This window comes from Pseudomonas sp. Y5-11, from assembly GCF_022368695.1.
GTDB lineage: Bacteria > Pseudomonadota > Gammaproteobacteria > Pseudomonadales > Pseudomonadaceae > Aquipseudomonas > Aquipseudomonas parakoreensis.
Genome location: NZ_CP058974.1, coordinates 1159656 through 1179675 on the forward strand (window position 1 = coordinate 1159656; position 20020 = coordinate 1179675).

Here is a 20020-nt window from a genome sequence, read left to right on the forward strand (position 1 = left end):
GCCGCTTGAACCACCCCTTCAAGGTATGAAAAAAACGCCGATGGCCAGTAAGGGTCATCGGCGTTTTTTTGTGTGCTCGATTTATGGGATCGCCACAGGATCTAAAGCCAGAATCAAAAGATCGCAGCCTGCGGCAGCTCCTACAGGGGAAAGCGATCTTTTGTAGGAGCTGCCGCAGGCTGCGATCTTTTGATCTTGATGTGTGGTAACTCAGGCCACCTGAGCCTTCAACGCCCGGCGCAACGCCACGAGCAATTTCACGATGTCCTGCGGATCCAGTCGCTGCGGCACTTTTACGTCCATGTTGTCTTCCTTGTAATGGTTTGGCCGGGGGAGTCTGGCCAAAAGCTGTTCGTCCTTGGAGGGCTTTCAGGCAAAAAAGATCCTTCCTACAGCGCAAGGGAAAATAGCCTTCTTATTCCTTCCCGGCAAACCCACAGGGTAGTTTTTTGGGTGATATCAATATGCTTTAACGGTATTTAAATTCTTGTTTTTATACCTATAAAGTCAGCACCTGCCGGACAGTTACCCGCTGTCCATGGACTGCATGACCGTCGCTTACCGAGCGACGTCCAGGATGCTTCATGACTTTCGACTACGCCTTTATCCTCAGTACCCTGCCGGCCTTTCTCAAGGCCGTGGGCGTGACGCTGCAAGTCGGGTTCATTGCCATCGGCACGTCGCTGCTGGTGGCCCTGCTCAACGCGACGATTCTGGTGTTCCGCACGCCTTACCTGCAACGCGCCGTCGGCCTGTATGTGGAGCTGGCGCGCAACACGCCGCTGCTGATTCAACTGTTCTTCGTCTACTTCGCCTTGCCGGCGCTGGGGATCAAGGTTTCCGGCTTCACCGCGGCAATCATCACCATGACTTTCCTTGGCGGTGCCTACCTCACCGAGGTACTGCGCGCCGGCATCGATGCGGTGCCGCAGGCGCAGCTGGAGTCGGGGCGCTCCATCGGCCTGTCCCACGGCCAGTTGCTGCGCTACGTGATCCTGCCGCAGGCGGGGATTCTCAGCCTGCCGTCGCTGTTCGCCAATTTCATTTTTCTGCTCAAGGAAACCACCGTGGTCTCGGCGGTGGCGGTGCCGGAAATCCTCTACACCACCAAGAGCTACATCGCGCTCTACTACAAGACCTACGAAATGCTCGCCGTGCTGACGCTGATCTGCGTGCTGTTGTTCTTGCCGCTGTCGCTGTTGCTCAGCCGTCTGGAAAGGAGGCTCCAGCATGGCCAGTTCGGGTCTTGAGCTGCTCTGGGTGTCGTTGCCGCAACTGGCAAAAGGCGCCGGGCAAACCCTGTCGATCTCATTCCTGAGCATCGCCATCAGCACCGTTGGCGGCGTGCTCTACGGCGTATTGCGCACGCTCAACGTGACGTGGCTGAACGCGATCCTGCGGGTCTATCTGGAACTGTTCCGGGCGATCCCGGTGCTGGTCTGGTTGTACCTGCTGTTTTTCGGCCTGCCGATTTTCTTCGGCCTGAGCCTGCCGAGCTTCTGGTGCGCGGTGCTGGTGCTGTCGCTGTGGGGTGCCAGCGAGGTCGGCGAAGTGGCGCGCGGTGCATTGCATTCATTGCCGCGCGGGCAGCGTGAAGCGGGACTGTCGATTGGTCTGAATGCGGCGCAACTGTACGGCTACGTGTTGCTGCCGCAGGCGCTGAAACGCATGACGCCACCGACCATCAACGTTTACACACGGATCATCAAGACCAGTTCGCTGGCGGTGCTGATTGGCGTGGTCGATGTGATCAAGGTCGGCCAGCAGATCATCGAGCGCACCTACGAATCGGTGTTGATCTACGGCGCGCTGTTCCTGTTTTTCTTTTTTATCTGCTACCCGCTGTCGGCCGCCTCGCGCGTGCTGGAGCGGCGCTGGACGCAAGCATGAGCGCATTGATCGAGTTTCAGGGTTTCAACAAATGCTATGGCGAGCAACAGGTGCTCAAGGGCATCGACCTGCGCGTGCGCAGCGGCGAAGTGATCGTCATTCTCGGCCCCAGCGGTTGTGGCAAAAGTACGTTGCTGCGTTGCCTCAACGGTCTGGAAAGCGCGCACGGCGGCAGCCTGAAATTTGTCGGTCGTGAACTGTTGGACAAGGCCACCGACTGGCGCGAAGTGCGCCAACAGATCGGCATGGTGTTCCAGAGTTATCACCTGTTTCCGCACATGAGCGTGCTCGACAATTTATTGCTTGGCCCGCTCAAGGTGCAAAAGCGTCAGCGCCGTGAAGCGCAGCAGCAAGCCGAAGCGCTGCTCGAACGCGTGGGCCTGGCGGACAAGCGCGATGCCTTCCCGCGCCAGCTCTCCGGCGGCCAGCAGCAACGCATCGCCATCGTCCGTTCGTTGTGCATGAACCCACGGGTCATGCTGTTCGATGAAGTCACCGCCGCCCTTGATCCGGAGATGGTCAAGGAAGTGTTGCAAGTGATTCAGGGCCTGGCCCGCGAGGGCATGACCCTGCTGATCGTCACCCACGAAATGGCCTTCGCCCGCGCGGTGGCCGACCGCATCGTGTTCATGGATGCCGGGCGCATCCTTGAACAGAACCCGCCCGAGATTTTCTTTACGAACCCGCAAACCGCACGCGCGCAGCAGTTCCTGGAGAAGTTCTCCTTCGTTGCAACACTGCCAAAAACGAATCCGACAAAGGAACTGGAACTGTTATGAAAACTGCCGCTTTTTTACTGCCCCTGCTCAGCCTTGCCTTGCTTGCCGGTTGCAGCAAAACCGAAGAACCGGCCAAGCCGAAAGTCGCCAGCGAAAGCACCGCGCCAGCCGGTTACCTGGACAAGATCAAGGCTCGCGACAAACTGATCGTCGGCGTGTTCACCGACAAGCCACCGTTCGGTTTCGTCGATGAGGCCGGGCGCTACGTCGGTTTCGACACCGACATCGGCCGGCGTTTCGCCAAGGATCTGCTTGGTGACGAGAACAAGGTCGAGTTTGTTGCCGTGGAGCCGGCGAGCCGCATTCCGTTCCTGCAGAGCGACAAGGTCGACCTGATCCTCGCCAACATGACCGTGACCCCGGAGCGCAAGGAGGCGGTGGAATTCACCAACCCGAACCTCAAGGTGGCGGTGCAGGCATTAGTGCCGCAAAGCAGTGCGGTGAAAAAACTGGATGACCTGGCCAGCCGCACCACCATCGTCACCACCGGGACTACCGCCGATATCTGGCTGACCAGGAACCACCCGGACTGGAAACTGCTGAAGTTCGAGAAAAACTCCGAGTCGTTGCAAGCCCTGGCCAATGGCCGTGGCGATGCCTACGCGCAGGACAATCTGGTGCTGTTCAGCTGGGCCAAACAGAACCCGGGCTACCGTGTGCTGGAGGAAAAACTCGGCGCCGAAGCACCGATTGCCCCGGCGGTGAAGAAGGGTAATGTCGAGCTGCGTGACTGGGTGAACAGCGAACTGGCGAAGCTGGGTGAAGAGAAGTACCTGCTCAAGCTATACGACCAATACGTGCGCAAAGAGCTGAGCGATGACACCCGGCCTGAGAGTGTGATTGTCGAGGGTGGCAAGTGGCAGGGTTGATTAATTAAGGCGCAAAAGATCGCAGCCTGCGGCAGCTCCTACATGGACAGCGCCTGTCGCCCTATCACGGCGCGAAGCGAAACCTGTAGGAGCTGCCGCAGGCTGCGATCTTTTCGCTTTCAATCCGGCCAGTTCCACGCCGGCTCATCCAATACCCGCTGCCCGACAATTCCGGTCTGGCCGAAGGTTTTCTCCAGCACGATGCAGTTGCACTCCGGATCCTCCTGCAACGCCGAAATCAACCGCCGTGCATGGGACACCACCCACACCTGACACTGTTCCGACGCGCGAATGATCAAGCGCGCCAGCGCCGGCAAAAGATCCGGGTGCAGGCTGGTTTCCGGTTCGTTGAGCACCATCAATGACGGTGGTCGTGGCGTCAGCAATGCGGCAATCAGCAGCAGATAACGCAACGTCCCGTCCGACAGCTCCGCCGCCGACAAGGGTCGCAGCAACCCCTCCTGGAAAAACTCGATGGCAAAGCGTCCGCCGGCCAGCGGTGCGATGTTCAGCCGTGCGCCGGGAAACGCATCGCTGATCGCCACCTGCAAGGCCTCGGGGTCGCCGATTTCATTGATGGTCTGCAACGCGGCTGCCAGATCGCGACCGTCGTGGTGCAGCACCGGCGTGCGCGTGCCCAGTTGCGGCTGGCGCACCGGGGCGTCGGCGTCGCTGCGAAAGTGATCGTAGAAGCGCCAGCGGCGGATGAACTCGCGCATCTGGAACACTTCCGGCGAACTGCGCAGGCTGCCGATCTGGTCGAACAGGCTGTCGAAGTTCGGCGTGTGTTGCGCCAGCACGTCCCAGCTGCGGGCTTCGCGGGCGCGGATCATCGCACCGTTGCGATCCACCAGCAGGCTGGCCGGTCGATAGAGCGGGCCGGCCCAGATGCATTCGCGCTTGATCTGCGGATCGAGGCTGAAACGCGAGGGGCTGGGATGAGTGTCTCCCGGCAACATGAAGTGGCCGTTGGAGTCGGGCAGGCCGAGGCTGATGGAGTAGCTGAAATCCTCTCCGGCAAACCCCAGGCGCAGCCGTTTGACGCCCTGACGCACGGTCGGCTCGATCGCCACTTCGCCGTTGCGCATGCGCCGGCTGATGGTTTCCGGCCCGGCCCAGAATGTCGAGTCCAGCCCGCCCTCGCGGGCCAGTGCATTGACCACGCCACCCTGAGCGGTCTCCGCCAGCAGGCGCAAGGCGCGGTAGAGATTGGACTTGCCGCTGCCGTTGGGGCCGGTGATCAGGTTCAGCCGGCCCAGCGGAATCACCAGTTTGTTGATCGAGCGGTAATTGGCCACCGCGAGGGTCTTGAGCATGAAAATCCTTCTCTTGAGGCGACCATTGTAGGAGCTGCCGCAGGCTGCGATCTTTTGACTTTATAAGAGCAGGATCAAAAGATCGCAGCCTGCGGCAGCTCCTACAGGGGAAATATAGAGATCGCGCGAGCGAACGTTGAACCCTGTTCTAAGCTCACAGTCGTATCGTCACTTGCACGTTCGTACACAGGAAGGAGTCTGCATGGCGAGTCCCGGATTGAAAACAGTTGTCGTGCTGAGCCTGCTCACGTTGTTGACCGCTTGCGGCAAGAAAGAAGCCCCGGCGGAGTACCTGCCACGGGTCTTTGTGCAAGAGGTCAAACCCGCCGATTACGCGGCTGCCGTGACCCTGACCGGCGATGTGCAGGCTCGGGTGCAGACCGAACTGTCGTTCCGGGTCGGTGGCAAGATCATCCAGCGCATGGTCGATGTCGGCGACCGGGTCAGCGCCAGGCAAGTGCTGGCCAAACTCGATCCCAAGGATTTGCAGACCAACGTCGATTCCGCTCAGGCCCAGGTCATCGCCGAGCAGGCACGGGTCAAGCAGAGCGCCGCAGCGTTCGTGCGTCAGCAGAAACTGTTGCCCAAGGGTTACACCAGCCAGAGCGAATTCGACTCCGCCCAAGCCGCCTTGCGCAGCAGCCAGAGCGCCCTGAGCGCGGCACAGGCGCAACTGGCCAATGCCAAGGATCAATTGAGCTACACCGCGCTGATCGCCGATGCCCCGGGGATTATCACCGAGCGCCAGGCCGAGGTCGGCCAAGTGGTCCAGGCCACCGCGCCGATTTTCAAACTGGCCCGCGATGGCGATCGCGACGCGGTGTTCAACGTCTACGAATCGCTGCTGGCCGAACGCCCTGACGATCGCTCGATTGTCGTCAGCCTGCTCGACAACCCCGCGATCAAGACCACCGGCACGGTGCGCGAAATCACCCCGGCGGTGTCGGCGCAGTCCGGCACGGTGCAAGTCAAAGTCACCCTCGACAGCCTGCCGCAGGGCATGCAGCTCGGCTCGGTGGTCAGCGCCACGGCCAAGGGCAGCGGCAAGTCGGCGGTGGAATTGCCATGGTCGGCGCTGACCAAAAACATCAGCGAGCCGGCCGTATGGATGGTTGACGACAAGGGCGAGGCGCAGTTGCACAACGTCACTGTCAGCCGCTACCTGATCGGCAAAGTGATCATCAGCGACGGTCTCCAAGGCGGGGAAAAAGTCATTGTCGCGGGTGGGCAGTTGTTGCATCCGGGCATGAAAGTCGAGATCGCCGAAAACACCTACAAGGATCTGCAACCGGGAGCACAGCCATGAAGCGTTTGGGGCTGTTATCCATCAGTGTGTTGCTGGCCGCCTGCTCGAAAAGCGAGCCGCCTCCGGAGCCGGTACGACCCGTGCTGTCGATCAAGGTACAGGCGCTGAACGAGGAAACCCTCGGGCGTTTCGCCGGCAGCATTCAGGCACGTTACGAGAGCAACACCGGTTTCCGCGTCGGTGGACGTATTGCCAGCCGTAACGTCGATGTCGGTACCGAGGTGCAAAAGGGTACGTTGCTCGCCACGCTCGACCCCTCCGATCAACAGAACCAGTTGCGTTCGGCCCAAGGCGATCTGGCCAAGGTGCAGGCGCAACTGATCAACGCCCAGGCCAATGCCCGGCGTCAGCAGGCGCTGTTTGATCGTGGGGTGGGCGCGCAGGCACAACTGGACATCGCCATCACCGATCTGAAAACCACCCAGGCCTCGCTCGATCAGGCACGGGCGGCGGTCGATCAGAGCAAGGATCAGCTCGGCTACACCGAGCTGCACGCCGACCACAAAGCCGTGGTCACCGCATGGAATGCCGAAGCCGGCCAGGTGGTGACCGCCGGCCAGCAAGTGGTGACTCTGGCGCAACCGGACATCAAGGAAGCGGTGATCGACCTGCCGGACACACTGGTTGATCAGATCCCCGCCGATGTGGTGTTTCTGGTGGCCGGGCAACTCGACCCGAGCATCAATACCACCGCGACCATTCGCGAGATCGAACCGCAGGCTCAAAGCGCCACGCGCACCCGCCGCGCGCGGCTGACCCTGGCCAGCACCCCGGAGGGGTTTCGCCTCGGTACGGCGATCAGCGTGACCCTCAGTTCGGCGATCAAGCCGCGTATCGAGTTGCCTGCCACTGCCCTGCAGGAAGCCGATGGCAAGACCCGCATCTGGGTGGTCGACACCTCCAGCAAAACCGTTGCGCCCCGTGACGTCAGCGTGATCAGCCGTACCGACGGCAACGTGGTGCTGGCCGACGGCGTCAAATCCGGCGAGCGCGTGGTCAGCGCAGGCGTCAACAGTCTTAAACCCGGACAAGCCGTGAAACTCGACGAGGACAGTCAATGAAAGGCTCTTTCAATCTCTCCGAATGGGCCCTCAAGCATCAGTCGTTCGTCTGGTACCTGATGTTCGTCGCGTTGCTGATGGGGGTGTTCTCTTACTTCAATCTGGGGCGTGAAGAAGACCCTTCGTTCACCATCAAGACCATGGTCATCCAGACCAAATGGCCGGGCGCGACCCAGGAGGAAACCCTCAAGCAGGTCACCGACCGCATCGAGAAAAAACTCGAGGAGCTCGATTCTCTCGACTACGTGAAAAGCTACACGCGCCCCGGTGAATCGACGGTCTATGTGTACCTGCGCGACACCACCAGCGCCAAGGACATTCCGGAAATCTGGTACCAGGTGCGCAAGAAGATCGATGACATTCGCGGACAGTTTCCCCAAGGGATTCAGGGGCCCGGATTCAACGATGAGTTCGGGGACGTCTACGGCTCGGTCTACGCGTTTACCGCCGACGGCCTGACCATGCGCCAGTTGCGTGACTACGTGGAACAGGCGCGCGCCGAGATCCGCAACGTGCCGGGTCTGGGCAAGATCGAGATGATCGGCCAGCAGGACGAAGTGATTTACCTGAACTTCTCCACCCGCAAGCTCGCGGCACTGGGCATCGATCAGCGTCAGGTGGTGCAGAGCCTGCAATCGCAGAACGCCGTGACTCCGGCGGGTGTGATCGAGGCCGGGCCCGAGCGTATCTCGGTGCGTACTTCAGGACAGTTCGCGTCGGAGAAGGATCTGGCCGAGGTCAATCTCAAACTCAATGAGCGCTTCTATCGTCTGGCCGATATCGCCGACATCAGTCGCGGTTATGTTGACCCGGCCACGCCGGAATTCCGTTTCGACGGCAAGCCGGCAATCGGTCTGGCGATTGCCATGCAGAAGGGCGGCAACGTTCAGGAATTCGGCAAGGCGTTGCACCAGCGGATCGACCAGATCACCGCTGATCTGCCGGTTGGCGTCGGCGTCCATACGGTGTCCGATCAGGCCGTGGTGGTGGAAGAGGCGGTTGGTGGCTTCACCAGCGCGCTGTTCGAAGCAGTGATCATCGTGCTGGTGGTCAGCTTCATCAGTCTTGGCGTGCGCGCCGGGCTGGTGGTGGCGTGCTCGATTCCGCTGGTGCTGGCGATGGTGTTTGTGTTCATGGAATACAGCGGCATCACCATGCAGCGGATTTCCCTCGGAGCGCTGATCATCGCCCTCGGTCTGCTGGTGGACGACGCGATGATCACCGTGGAGATGATGGTCACGCGTCTGGAAATGGGCGAGACCAAGGAGCAGGCGGCTACGTTTGCCTACACCTCGACAGCGTTCCCGATGCTCACCGGTACGCTGGTGACCGTTGCCGGCTTCGTGCCGATCGGCCTCAACGCCAGTTCTGCCGGTGAGTACACCTTCACCCTGTTTGCAGTGATCGCGGTGGCCATGCTGGTGTCGTGGATCGTCGCGGTGCTGTTCGCACCGGTGATCGGCGTGCACATCCTCAGCACCAATGTGAAACCTCACGAGGGCGAGCCGGGACGCATTGGTCGGGCATTCAACCACGGTTTGCTGTGGTCGATGCGCAACCGCTGGTGGGCGATCGGCATCACCGTGTTGTGCTTCGTGCTGGCGGTGTTCTGCATGCGCTTTGTGCAGAATCAGTTCTTCCCGTCCTCCGATCGCCCGGAAATTCTCGTCGATCTGAACCTGCCGCAAAACGCCTCGATCGATGAAACCCGCAAGGCCGTGGACAAGCTCGAAGCCACGCTCAAGGGTGACCCGGACATCGTGCGCTGGAGCACTTACATCGGTCAGGGCGCGATCCGTTTCTACTTGCCGCTCGACCAGCAATTGCAGAACCCGTACTACGCGCAACTGGTGATCGTCAGCAAAGACTTCGAGGCCCGCGAAGCCCTCAGCCAACGCCTGCGTCAACGCTTGCACAAGGATTTCGTCGGCATTGGCAGTTACGTGCAGGCGCTGGAAATGGGCCCGCCGGTAGGACGTCCGATCCAGTACCGGGTCAGCGGCAAGGACATCGATCAGGTGCGCAAGCACGCTATCGATCTGGCGACCGAGCTGGACAAGAACGAGCACATCGGCGAGATCATTTACGACTGGAACGAGCCGGGCAAAGTGCTGCGCATCGACATTGCCCAGGACAAGGCGCGTCAGCTCGGCCTGTCCTCGGAAGACGTGGCGAAGCTGATGAACAGCATCGTCAGCGGCTCGCCACTGACCCAGGTCGATGACGATATCTACCTGATCAACGTCGTCGGCCGCGCGGTGGATTCCGAACGCGGCACCCCGGAAACCCTGCAGAACCTGCAGATCGTCACACCCAACGGTACGTCGATTCCGCTATTGGCCTTCGCCACCGTGCGGTATGAGCTGGAGCAACCGCTGGTGTGGCGTCGTGATCGTCTGCCGACCATCACCATCAAGGCCTCGGTGCGCGACGAGATCCAGCCGACCGACCTGGTGAAACTGCTCAAGCCGTCGATTGATGCGTTCGCTGAAAAACTCCCGGTCGGCTACAAAGTCGCCACGGGCGGTACGGTCGAGGAAAGCGGCAAGGCCCAGGGACCGATCGCCAAGGTCCTGCCGTTGATGCTGTTTTTGATGGCGACCTTCCTGATGATCCAGTTGCATAGCGTGCAGAAGATGTTTCTGGTGGCGAGTGTCGCGCCGCTGGGTCTGATCGGCGTGGTGCTGGCGCTGGTGCCGACCGGTACGCCGATGGGCTTCGTGGCGATCCTGGGGATCCTTGCACTGATCGGTATCATCATCCGCAACTCGGTGATTCTGGTGACGCAGATCGATGAGTTCGAGCAGAAGGGCTATACGCCGTGGGATGCGGTGGTGGAAGCGACCGAGCACCGGCGTCGGCCGATCCTGCTGACGGCTGCGGCGGCGAGCATGGGCATGATTCCGATTGCCCGGGAAGTGTTCTGGGGGCCGATGGCCTACGCGATGATTGGCGGGATCGTGGTTGCGACGTTGCTGACCCTGCTGTTTCTGCCAGCGCTGTATGTGGCCTGGTACAAGATTCGCGAGCCGAAGAAAGAGACAGCATAAGGCAAAAGCAAAAGATCGCAGCCTGCGGCAGCGCCTACAGGTAATCCCATGTCGGCGCTGCTGCAGGCTGCGATCTTTTGATCTTTAGCCAACCCGCCGCCAGACACTCGCCAGCCAAGGCTGCTGCTCGCGCGGCAATCCCGCCGGCCGGTAGTAATGTTCAAGCTCGACAAACCCCGCCGCCGTCAACAACCCGCGCCACGCGTCCAGGTCGTGATATGAGCCGTAGCGTGGCCCATTCCAGCCCTCACGGTTATCCCCGCGCGGATTGGAACTGAACAACACCCCGCCCGGTTTCAGTGTGCCATGCAGCTGCTTGAGCACCCGCGGCAACTCCTGCAACGGCACATGAAACAGCACCGCATTGGCGAAGATGCCGTCGAAGCGCTCGGTCGGCAGATCGAGTTTCAGAAAGTCCTGCTGCCAGACCTCGCAACCGCTGTCTTCGCGGGCCATGCGCGCAAATTCCTCTGAGCCATCAAGGCCGACCGCGACGTGGCCCATGCGGGTGAACGTCTGCAAATCACGTCCGGGGCCGCAGCCGAAATCGAGCAGGGTGAACGGCGCAGTGCCGTGGATATGCCGTAACAGCGCGTCGATGTTCTGGCTGACATCGTGGTCGCGGGTGCCTTCGCGGAAGTCTTCGGCCACCGAGTTGTAGTGGCCGAGGGTGGTGGCGGTGATCTGTTCCAGATCGGTGGGAGTCTGTTTCATGGGGCGGACTGTTTGGGGGAGTTGAGCAGACTATAAGCGCTTTCGCGCTTTAAAAGATCGCAGCCTTCGGCAGCTCCTACAGAAGATCGCATTCCCCTGTAGGAGCTGCCGAAGGCTGCGATCTTTTGATCTTGCTTCAGCGCTTGTTCAGACCTCTGGCGAGGCGATCGCCGCCCAACTGAATCACCGCCACCAACGCCACCAGCAACACGATCACCGTCAGCATGATCTGGCTGTCGAAACGTTGATAACCGTAGCGGTAAGCGATATCGCCGAGGCCGCCGGCGCCAATCGCCCCGGCCATGGCTGAGGAGTTGATCATCGTCACCAGCGTAATCGTGAACCCGCCGACAATCCCCGGCAGCGCTTCCGGCAACAGCACATGCCAGACGATGTGCCAGCGCCGGCAGCCCATGGCCTGCGCGGCTTCGATCAAGCCGTGATCGACCTCGCGCAAACTGACTTCGGCAATTCGCGCAAAGAATGGCGTCGCGGCAATCGTCAGCGGTACCACCGCCGCCCACACACCGTAGGTGGTGCCGACAATCAGCCGGGTGAAGGGAATCAGCGCGACCATCAGAATCAGGAACGGAATCGAACGAAACAGGTTCACGAATGCGCCCAGCGCGCGGTTGAGCAGCGGCGCCTGATAGATCCCGCCCTTGTCGCTGGTGACCAGAATCACTGCCATCGGGATCCCTACCAGCAAGGCGATCAGCGACGACACGCCGACCATCAGGAAGGTGTCGATGAATCCCTGGAGCAAACGATCAAACCACATAACCCGATACCTCCACCCGTTGCGCCCACTGCCCGGCGCGCTCGCGCAATTGTTCGGTGCTCAAGGACGAGCCGCTGACTGCCAGCAACAGTTGTCCCAGCGCGTGACCCTGAATCCGTTCGACGCCGCCCTGCAGCCACTTCACGCGTCCACCGAGGGCGGCAAATAACGCGGCCAGATCCGGCTCGTCGGCGGCGCCCCCGGTGAACTGCAAACGCAATACCACCGCCGCGCCCGGGGAGGGCGGCTGGGCATGCAGACGGCTTTGCAGCTCTTCCGGCAGTGCGTCTTGCAGCGGCGCGAGCAAGGTCTGACTGACCTCGTGTTGCGGATTGCCGAACACTTCCCAGACCGGGCCTTGCTCAACGATTCGCCCGTGTTCCAGGACCACCACGCGGTCGCAGATTTCGCGGATCACCGCCATTTCGTGAGTGATCAACACAATGGTCAGGCCGAGGCGCTGATTGATCTCGCGCAGCAGGCCGAGGATCGACTGAGTGGTCTCGGGATCGAGCGCCGAAGTGGCTTCGTCGCACAGCAGAATGTCCGGGTCATGCACCAATGCGCGGGCGATGCCGACGCGCTGTTTCTGTCCGCCGGAGAGTTGCGCCGGGTAAGCCTTGTGCTTGGCTTGCAGGCCGACCAGTTCGAGCAGCTCACGAACCTTCTGCTCGCGTTGCGCCTTCGGCACGCCCGCGACTTTCAGCGGCAGTTCGACGTTCTGCCACACGGTCTTGGCCGACATCAGGTTGAAGTGCTGGAAGATCATGCCGATCCTTCGGCGCAGTGCGACCAGGCGATCCTCATCGAACTCGCCGATGTCGACCTGATCGATCAGCACCCGTCCCGCCGTCGGTTGTTCCAGACGATTGATCGTACGGATCAGCGACGATTTGCCAGCGCCGCTGCGCCCGATAATGCCGAACACCTCGCCGCGCTGAATCGCCAGGTCGATGCCTTGCAGGGCCGCCACCGGGCCTTGCCGACCCGCGTAGGTTTTACCCAGGCCGATGAAGCGCACGTGGGCGCGATTCAGCTCGGGATGCAGTTCGGTTTTTTCAGCATGTTTTGGCTCTGGAATCTCCAGTCGCCGTTGGATCGCGGCGGTCATGTTCAGCTTTCCCAACCGGCCTGATACAGCTTGCCGTGAGCCTTATCCAGCGCGGCGCGAACGGCCGGCGAGTGCTGGTAGATGTCGACGAATTTGATCAGGCGCGGGTCGTCCTTGCTCTTCGGCTGGATGACGAACTGGATCACGTATTCCTTGTGGTCGAGGCCGTCGAACAGCAGTGCGGAGCCGGCGTCGAAGGTCTTCGCCAGACGAATGTAGGCCGGGTAGCCCTGGACCAGATCGGCGTCATCGTAGGCGCGCACCAGTTGCACGGCTTCGACTTGCAGGATCTTGATCTTCTTCGGGTTGGTGACGATGTCGTCTTCGGTGGCCTTGTAGCCGACGCCAGGTTTGAGGGTGATCAGGCCAGCCTTGGCCAGCAGTTGCAGACCGCGACCGCTGTTGATCGGGTCGTTGGCGATGGCGACGCTGGCGCCTTCGGGCAACTCGTCGAAGCTTTTGTATTTTTTCGAGTAGAGGCCGACGTTGTTGATGATCCCCGGGGCGAACGGCACCAGGTCAAAACCGGAGGCCGCCTTGGCGTTTTCGAGGAACGGGATGTGCTGGAAGTAGTTCACGTCGATGTCGCCGGCGGCGAGGCTGACGTTCGGTGCGATCCAGTCGGTGAACTCCACCAGCTCGACTTTCAGGCCTTGTCTGGAGGCCTCCTCTACGGCGGCTTCCAGCGGAATCGCGAAGGCAGCGGTGGTGCCGATTTTCAGTGGTGCATCGGCGGCGAACACCGCCGAGCTGAACAGGCCGAAGGCCAGGGCCAGTGCTTTGACTGGGTGGGACAGGAGTTTCTTGGTCATGGTGGTTTTTCCAGTCAGTGCATGAATTTTGTGGTGTCGGGTCGGGCCTCATCGCTGGCAAGCCAGCTCCCACAGGTTTTATGAACGCCACAGACCCTTGTGGGAGCTGGCTTGCCAGCGATGCTTTTAGCGGCGGTACGAAGATCCCGTATGTTGCTCAGGTAACTGCGCCCCTGCGTGAAACAGCTTTTCGCGCAAGCTGCCGCTGTCATACGCAGTCTTGTACGACCCGCGCCGCTGCAACTCCGGAATCACCAGCTCGATGAAATCGACATAGCTTTCCGGGGTAACGATGCGCGTCAGGTTGAAGCCGTCGAGACCGGTTTCGGCGATCCACGATTCCAGTTCATCGGCCACTTGCTCAGGCGAGCCGACCACGGTGATGTAGCGGCCACCGAGAGCGTGCTGGTCGAGCAATTTGCGGCGGGTCCAGTCGTTGTTCTGCAGGTTCTTGGTTGCGGACTGGATGGCGTTGCTCTTGACGTACTGGATCGGCTCGTCGATTTCGTATTGAGAAAAATCGATGCCGGTGGACGCCGAGAAGTGCGCCACACCGGCCTCGGCACTGGCATGACTCAAGTACTCGGCGTGCTTGGCCCACGCGGCATCTTCGGTGGCGCCGACGATCACGTTGAGGCCCATGAACACCTTGATGTCCTCGGGATTGCGTCCGGCTTCGACGGCGCTGGCGCGGACCTTGTCCACCTGCACTTTGGTCGATGGCTTGTTCTGGCCGCTGATGAATACGCACTCGGCGTGACGCCCGGCGAACAGCAATCCACGATCGGAACTGCCAGCCTGGAACAGCACAGGCGTGCGCTGCGGCGACGGCTCGCAGAGGTGATAACCCTCGACTTGATAGAACTCGCCGTGGTGCTCGACCTTGTGCACCTTCTCCGGCTGCGCGTAGATGCGCTGCACGCGGTCATTGAGTACCGCGCCGTTTTCCCAACTGCCCTCCCAGAGCTTGTAGAGCACTTCGAGGTACTCATCGGCCTGATCGTAACGGCGGTCGTGCTCGACCTGTTCGCGCAGGCCCATGGCCTTGGCGGCGCTGTCGAGGTAACCGGTGACGATATTCCAGCCGACCCGACCACGGCTCAGATGATCGAGCGTGGACATGCGGCGGGCGAACAGATAGGGCGGTTCATAGGTGAGGTTGGCGGTGAGGCCGAAGCCGAGATTTTTCGTCACCGCAGCCATGGCCGACACCAGCAGCAGCGGATCGTTGACCGGCAACTGGATCGACTCTTTCAGCGTGACGTCCACCGAGTTCTGATAGACGTCGTACACGCCGACGATGTCGGCGATGAACAGTCCGTCAAACAGCCCGCGCTCCAGCAACTGCGCCAGTTCGGTCCAGTATTCGATGGCGTTGTAGCGCGTCGAGGTGTCGCGCGGGTGTGTCCACAAACCGTGGTTGATGTGGCCAATGCAGTTCATGTTGAACGCATTGAGCAGAATCTTTTTCTTGCTCATCAAATGGTGCCCCGCAGTGGCGGCTTTTCATCGTTGAGGTAGTAATTGCCCACCGCGTGATACTTCCAGCGCACCGGGTCGTGCAGGGTGTGCACCCGGGCATTGCGCCAGTGGCGGTCGAGGCCGTGCTCGATCAGGGTGGCCTGGCTACCGGCCAGTTCGAACAGGGTGCTGCCGGCAGCCAACGAGATTTCAGTGCTGATCGCCCGTGCTTCGGCGACGGCAATCGAGGCGGCAGCGACGGTTTCGGCGTTGGTCTCGGCCTGGGCTTTGTCGAGGGATTCGCCGGCGCGTTCCAGCAGTGCTTCAGTGGCGTGCAGACGAATACTCAAGTGACCGAAACTCTTCAGGGTCAGCGGGTCTTCGGTGGCCTTGTCATTACCGGAGTCGATCCACGGCCGCGTTTTACTGCGTACGAAGTGCAGCGCGTCTTCGTAAGCGGCGCGAGCGATGCCAGTGTCGATGGCGGCGTGAAGGATCTGCGCCAGCGGGCCGACCGTGGTCGGACGCTCGAAGGCGCTCTGGAACGGGATCACGTCGTCGGCGGCAACGTAGACGTCTTCGAACACCACCGAACCGCTGCCGGTGGTGCGCTGGCCGAAACCGCTCCAGTCGTCGATGACCGTCAGGCCTTGGCTGTCGCGCGGGACGAAGGCCAGTTGCTGCACGCCATTTTCATCGACCACCGACGTCGGGATGCGCTGCGCGTAGATCGCGCCGGTCGCATAAAACTTGCGCCCGTTGATGCGATAGCCGTCGTCGTCACGCTCGAGGCGGGTGACGCGGTCGTGGGCGGTTTTGGTACCGAGTTCCGCCAGGGCGTTGCCGAAGCGCTGGCCGGCCAGCACCTCGGCGTACAGCCGCTGTTTCTGCTCGTGGCTGCCGTTAACGCGCAGCACTTCGAGGGCGTAGAAATGGTTCTGCGGAATCTGCCCGAGAGAGCCGTCAGCCTGAGCGATCAGGGCGATGACTTTGGCCAGGGTCACGTTGGACACAGCAGCGCCGCCGTATTCCTTGGGCACGCTGATGCCCCACAGGCCGGAGCGGGAAAATACGTCGAGTTCCGGCAGTGGCAGGCGCCGTTCACGGTCACGCACGGCACTGTCGCGTTTGAAATCTTCGGCCAGGTCGCTGGCGACGATCAGGGCTTGCTCATCGCTGGTGATGACCGCGACGGGGTGGGAAAAAGTCATGGTTCTCTCCAATGCCTTTGAGAAAGTGTGCGGTCGTCAGATCCAGGAATGGCGGGCCGGCAAAGTACCGTTGAGGCGATAGGCGCCGACCGCGTGATATTTCCAGCGCACCGGGTCGTGCAGGGTGTGCACCCGGGCGTTGCGCCAGTGGCGGTCGAGGTTGAATTCGGCGAGGGTTGCGCGGCTGCCGGCCAGTTCGAAAAGCTTTTCGCTGGCCAGCAGCGAGATCTCGGTGGTCAGCACTTTGGCCTCGGCCACGGCAATCGAGGCGCGTGCGGCGGACTCGGCGGTGAGCGGTGCGGCGTGCACCAGATCCAGCACTTGCCCGGCCTTGCGCAGCAATGCCTCGGCGGCGTGCAGTTCGATTTTCAGTTTGCCGATGTCGGCGATCACGTAGAGGTCATCGCTGGCGCGTTCGACCTTAGCGTCGATCCATGGCCGCGCGCGGGTTTTGACGAATTCGATGGCGTCGTCGATGGCACCTCGGGCGATACCAGCGTCGATGGCCGCTTGAATCAGCTGCGACACGGCGCCTTGAGTGTTGGGCTTTTCGTTGATCTTCCAGTTATCGACGACCAGGCTCGACTCGACGCGCACGTTGTTGAGCAGAATCGTGCCGCTGGCGGTGGTGCGCTGCCCGAAGCCTGACCAGTCATCGACTATGCGCAGGCCCGGGGTGCCACGGCGGACGAATGCCAGCACCTGCTTGCCGTCGTCATTGAGCGCCTTGACCGCCACCCAGTGCGCGAACAATGCGCCGGTGGAATAAAACTTCTGGCCGTTGATCACATAATCATCGCCGTCGGCGGTGATGCGCGCTTTCAATTCCAGGGTGTTTTTGGTGCCGCGCTCAGGGCCGGCATTGCCGATGCGCCAGCCTTCCAGAACACTCTGGAACAGCTGTTTTTTTTGCGCTTCGGTAGCGCTGCCGAGTACCAGATTGATAATGCCGAACTGGTTCTGCGGGATCTGTCCCAGCGCCGGGTCGGCCGCGGAAATGATCGCGAACACCTCGGCCAACGTGACAAACGAAACCTGCGGGCCGCCGTATTCACGGGGGATGGCAATGCTGCCCAGACCGCTGCGGGTGAATTGTTCGATTTCCGACCACGGCAGCTTGCGCTGGCGGTCGCGCCTCGCGGCCTGCACGCGGGCGACTTGCGCCAGCTCATGGGCGGCCTTGATGGCTTGGGCGTCGTTGCGCAAGACCTGCGCGGGCAACAACAACGGGGCGATGTCCAGATCCGACTGGACGTTTGCATCGGCCAGACTGGACATCAGTGCCGCTCCCTGGCTGCACGCAATGCCCTGGCGATCTGCACTGGGGTGATTGTGTTCCGGACCATACTACCTACCTCACATCTCATGAAAAACGCCGCAAAAGTGCGGCGAACGAAAGAATGTCCGGTGGTCCGGTTCATATACCCTAAGCGTGTATAAATATTAAATAAACTAACTTTTAGGAATATGTATAGAAGGGGTGGTGGTCGGGTTGGTTAACAGGCTCCCAGCCGTGGTGGTACAACCTGTGGTGAGGGATTTATCCCCGACAGGCCGCGCAGCGGCCCTTTCTGAATCATAAAAAACGGGACCGCTTCGCAGTCCATCGGGGCGGTGCGACTTTTCCCTGGAACCCCTCACTGCAAAGCCCCATGAGTACAGGAATGCGGCATCAATCCTTGGTCGATTCAGCGACCTTCAGATCCTGGCGCAGCGGCACCCTCAGATAAGGACTCACGCAACCGATCTTCAGCGTCCGTGGCGGTGCCCAGCGTGAGTTGTTGCCGACCCAGTCGATGACGCAGTAGGTCACGTCGAGGCGCAGATCCTCACCGCCCTCGACAATCACTGCCGGTGGTACCCAGACCTGAATCGGCAGGCCGACATCGGCAGCGGTGATTCGGGCCAGATCCATGCGCACATCGCCCCAGCGCAAGGTGATGGCGTCGTCCTCGGCCATGTTCCGGTAGGGCTCGATGGTCAGGGGCACACCGCGTTTGATCTGATTGGGATTCACGCCCTGGCGGCGGATGGTGTCGGGTACCGTGACCGGCGCCAGTTGCTGATTCTCGTCCCCGCACAACGCCGAAGGCTGGCCGCCTGGGCAGTCGAGCTTGACTTGAACCCGGGTTGCCGCCGACAGCGCCGGCCCCTGCCCGATTTGCATGACCCGATAGTGAATCCGTGCGGTACCGCTGGCGATGAAGCTCTCCGGCACTCGCAGACTGACCGATGTGCCGAGGTCTTCACGGGTCAGGACGCGTGAGGCGACGTAGCAGTTGTTCCAGAACAGTTCGATCAGATCGCCGGCGTCCATGCCGGGATACGGCAGGACATCGATCAGCAGATGCGCGGCCGCGGCCAGGTTGACGGCGTTTTTTTGCGCGGCTGCCAGGTGCGGGGCTGCCAGTTCGGGGGTATGCGAAGTGCGGATCATCGGGCTCTCTCCTTGAAATCTTGCGGCGAATTCCGTTTCTTGAAAAAACAAAAGGCGTGATGAATCGGTTATGCAGCCTGAACTTTTGTTCAGGCTGAGTGCGAATTGATTCAACTAATGGGTGCCGGTTGACGACTAGATAAGAGTGTGCGGGAAAGAGTGTCAATAGAGTGTCTTAGTTAATCCGTGAATTACCGATTAATCAGAAGATTCCTACGTTGTACGGTCACGCTGCCTAGCCGCAATGGCGAATGGAACTACGGTTTTTTGGCAGTTTTTATTGTTTTAGTGCGGGCGAGTTTGGGTCGTTTCGCAGGCAAAGAAATGCGCAACGTATTAGATCCAATGGCTGCAGAACATGTATGTATTGTTTGGACAGATTTTAGAATGGGGGGGTTTAGATATTTGTGCAGGCGGGAAAAGTATAACTTCCATCCGTGGAAGTTAATGACTCCAGGCAATAAGCTTCTCAGGTGTGATTCAGAAACTTGCTGAGAAACTGTTTGGTGCGCTCTTCTTTCGGGTTGGCAAACAAGGCCTTGGCTTCGCCTTGCTCGACGATCACGCCCTTGTCAAAAAACACCACACGGTTGGCCACGTCGCGGGCGAACCCCATTTCGTGAGTGACGATGACCATGGTGCGTTTTTCTTCAGCCAGACCACGAATGGTCGCCAACACTTCGCCGACCAGTTCCGGGTCGAGCGCCGAGGTCGGTTCGTCGAACAGGATCACCTCCGGCTCCATCGCCAGCGCCCGGGCAATCGCCACGCGCTGTTGCTGACCACCGGACAGACGACGCGGATACGCATCTTCCTTACCGGCCAGACCGACCTTGGCCAACAGCTTCATGCCCAGGGCAGCGGCTTGCTCGCGCGGCATCTTCTTGACCACGATCGGCCCTTCGATGACGTTTTCCAGGGCGGTGCGGTGCGGGAACAGGTTGAAGTTCTGGAACACGAAACCTACGTGCTGGCGCAAGTTGCGCACCAGGCTTTGTTGCTGGCTCAGAGGACGGCGGGTATCGATCTCGATATCGCCGACCTTGATCCGGCCGCTGGTGGGCTCTTCAAGGAAGTTCAGGCAGCGCAGGAACGTGGTTTTACCCGAACCGCTAGGGCCGATGATGGCCACGACCTCGCCTTCCTTCACCTCAAGATCGATGCCTTTGAGCACCTCTTGACCCTTGAACTGCTTTGTCAGTTTTTCCACGACAATCATGGG

Annotated in this window: 17 protein-coding genes; 7 read left to right on the forward strand and 10 right to left on the reverse strand. The window is 60.7% G+C overall.

The window, feature by feature from the left end:
* Window positions 1–584 precede the first annotated feature (584 nt).
* From HXW87_RS05160 to HXW87_RS05175, 4 genes are read left to right on the forward strand one after another with little or no spacing between them, the layout of a single operon-like run.
* The gene (locus tag HXW87_RS05160; protein WP_041071136.1) at window positions 585–1250 is read left to right on the forward strand and encodes an amino acid ABC transporter permease; all 666 of its coding nucleotides are present in this window, start codon (window positions 585–587) and stop codon (window positions 1248–1250) included.
* Window positions 1231–1890 (forward strand): amino acid ABC transporter permease, encoded by a 660-nt coding sequence (locus HXW87_RS05165; protein ID WP_047290785.1) that lies wholly within the window; start codon window positions 1231–1233, stop codon window positions 1888–1890. The genes HXW87_RS05160 and HXW87_RS05165 overlap by 20 nt, the downstream gene beginning before the upstream one ends.
* Window positions 1887–2669 (forward strand): amino acid ABC transporter ATP-binding protein, encoded by a 783-nt coding sequence (locus tag HXW87_RS05170; RefSeq protein ID WP_239778524.1) that lies wholly within the window; start codon window positions 1887–1889, stop codon window positions 2667–2669. The genes HXW87_RS05165 and HXW87_RS05170 overlap by 4 nt, the downstream gene beginning before the upstream one ends.
* Entirely contained in the window at window positions 2666–3538 is an 873-nt protein-coding gene (locus HXW87_RS05175; RefSeq protein WP_047290787.1) for a transporter substrate-binding domain-containing protein, read from the forward strand. The genes HXW87_RS05170 and HXW87_RS05175 overlap by 4 nt, the downstream gene beginning before the upstream one ends.
* Window positions 3539–3657: 119 nt before the next feature.
* Here the strand turns inward: HXW87_RS05175 and HXW87_RS05180 are convergent, their stop codons facing one another.
* Window positions 3658–4854, reverse strand: a complete 1197-nt coding sequence (locus HXW87_RS05180; protein WP_182402958.1) for an AAA family ATPase — start codon at window positions 4852–4854, stop codon at window positions 3658–3660.
* A gap of 202 nt (window positions 4855–5056) precedes the next feature.
* On the opposite strand from HXW87_RS05180, the gene HXW87_RS05185 reads away from it, so the two are divergent.
* Genes HXW87_RS05185 through HXW87_RS05195 form a run of 3 tightly spaced genes read left to right on the forward strand, consistent with a single transcriptional unit; the run spans window position 5057 to window position 10271 of the window.
* Window positions 5057–6160 (forward strand): efflux RND transporter periplasmic adaptor subunit, encoded by a 1104-nt coding sequence (locus tag HXW87_RS05185; protein ID WP_047290789.1) that lies wholly within the window; start codon window positions 5057–5059, stop codon window positions 6158–6160.
* The gene (locus HXW87_RS05190; RefSeq protein WP_239778525.1) at window positions 6157–7221 is read left to right on the forward strand and encodes an efflux RND transporter periplasmic adaptor subunit; all 1065 of its coding nucleotides are present in this window, start codon (window positions 6157–6159) and stop codon (window positions 7219–7221) included. Before HXW87_RS05185 ends, HXW87_RS05190 begins: the two co-directional genes overlap by 4 nt.
* Window positions 7218–10271 (forward strand): efflux RND transporter permease subunit, encoded by a 3054-nt coding sequence (locus HXW87_RS05195; protein ID WP_182402331.1) that lies wholly within the window; start codon window positions 7218–7220, stop codon window positions 10269–10271. The genes HXW87_RS05190 and HXW87_RS05195 overlap by 4 nt, the downstream gene beginning before the upstream one ends.
* A gap of 84 nt (window positions 10272–10355) precedes the next feature.
* Here HXW87_RS05195 and HXW87_RS05200 read toward each other — a convergent pair whose 3' ends face one another.
* The 9 genes from HXW87_RS05200 to tcyN form a co-directional block, all read right to left on the reverse strand.
* The gene (locus tag HXW87_RS05200) at window positions 10356–10985 is read right to left on the reverse strand and encodes a class I SAM-dependent methyltransferase (protein ID WP_095667830.1); all 630 of its coding nucleotides are present in this window, start codon (window positions 10983–10985) and stop codon (window positions 10356–10358) included.
* Window positions 10986–11121: 136 nt separating this feature from the next.
* Window positions 11122–11766: a methionine ABC transporter permease gene (locus tag HXW87_RS05205; protein WP_027611182.1), complete on the reverse strand. Its 645-nt coding sequence runs from the start codon at window positions 11764–11766 to the stop codon at window positions 11122–11124.
* Window positions 11756–12877 (reverse strand): ATP-binding cassette domain-containing protein, encoded by a 1122-nt coding sequence (locus tag HXW87_RS05210; protein WP_239778526.1) that lies wholly within the window; start codon window positions 12875–12877, stop codon window positions 11756–11758. The genes HXW87_RS05205 and HXW87_RS05210 overlap by 11 nt, the downstream gene beginning before the upstream one ends.
* A gap of 2 nt (window positions 12878–12879) precedes the next feature.
* Window positions 12880–13689, reverse strand: a complete 810-nt coding sequence (locus HXW87_RS05215; RefSeq protein WP_095667828.1) for a MetQ/NlpA family ABC transporter substrate-binding protein — start codon at window positions 13687–13689, stop codon at window positions 12880–12882.
* Between the two features lie 126 nt (window positions 13690–13815).
* The gene (locus HXW87_RS05220) at window positions 13816–15168 is read right to left on the reverse strand and encodes an LLM class flavin-dependent oxidoreductase (RefSeq protein ID WP_239778527.1); all 1353 of its coding nucleotides are present in this window, start codon (window positions 15166–15168) and stop codon (window positions 13816–13818) included.
* Window positions 15168–16361 (reverse strand): SfnB family sulfur acquisition oxidoreductase, encoded by a 1194-nt coding sequence (locus HXW87_RS05225; protein ID WP_239778528.1) that lies wholly within the window; start codon window positions 16359–16361, stop codon window positions 15168–15170. The genes HXW87_RS05220 and HXW87_RS05225 overlap by 1 nt, the downstream gene beginning before the upstream one ends.
* A gap of 36 nt (window positions 16362–16397) precedes the next feature.
* Window positions 16398–17639: an SfnB family sulfur acquisition oxidoreductase gene (locus HXW87_RS05230; RefSeq protein WP_239778529.1), complete on the reverse strand. Its 1242-nt coding sequence runs from the start codon at window positions 17637–17639 to the stop codon at window positions 16398–16400.
* Between the two features lie 394 nt (window positions 17640–18033).
* Window positions 18034–18798 carry a hypothetical protein gene (locus HXW87_RS05235; RefSeq protein ID WP_047290799.1) on the reverse strand — a complete coding sequence of 255 codons (765 nt, stop codon included), beginning with the start codon at window positions 18796–18798 and terminating at the stop codon, window positions 18034–18036.
* 469 nt (window positions 18799–19267) lie between these two features.
* Window positions 19268–20017, reverse strand: coding sequence for an L-cystine ABC transporter ATP-binding protein TcyN (tcyN, locus tag HXW87_RS05240; RefSeq protein ID WP_239778530.1), 750 nt, complete (start codon window positions 20015–20017; stop codon window positions 19268–19270).
* Window positions 20018–20020: the final 3 nt, after the last annotated feature.